Source organism: Pseudoalteromonas sp. S1608 (assembly GCF_005887265.1).
GTDB lineage: Bacteria > Pseudomonadota > Gammaproteobacteria > Enterobacterales > Alteromonadaceae > Pseudoalteromonas > Pseudoalteromonas undina.
In genome coordinates this window covers 1-282 of sequence record NZ_PNDK01000125.1, presented here as the reverse complement: position 1 = coordinate 282, position 282 = coordinate 1, and the positions used below count along the sequence as shown (strand labels likewise).

The 282-nt window shown below is 41.1% G+C and carries 1 protein-coding gene; it reads left to right on the top strand.

What is annotated here, in order from left to right; all coding sequences use genetic code 11:
* Nucleotides 1–282: class I SAM-dependent methyltransferase (locus tag CWB75_RS18960; RefSeq protein WP_171039138.1), on the top strand; the 282-nt coding region annotated here is incomplete at both ends.

Here is a 282-nt window from a genome sequence, read left to right as displayed (position 1 = left end):
GCAGACCCCCCGAACGCCGACATCCCCAATACGGCTCCCCCAACCCCAGAAGTAACTTTTTTTATTCAATCGACACTCTATAAGAGAGTTTTTTTTTGCCTAAACTTCTTATTCCCTCACGCTATTTTAAAGTCGTTTGGTAAGCTAAAACAAGCCGCACCGTTTGATTTAATTAGTGTTGATCCGCCCTGTTTTCAAAAAGGCGGTTTTATTTTAACCAAAGACTATCCAAAAGTGCTTCGCAGCCTTCGTGATCTTTTAAACGATACTAGACAGTTATTG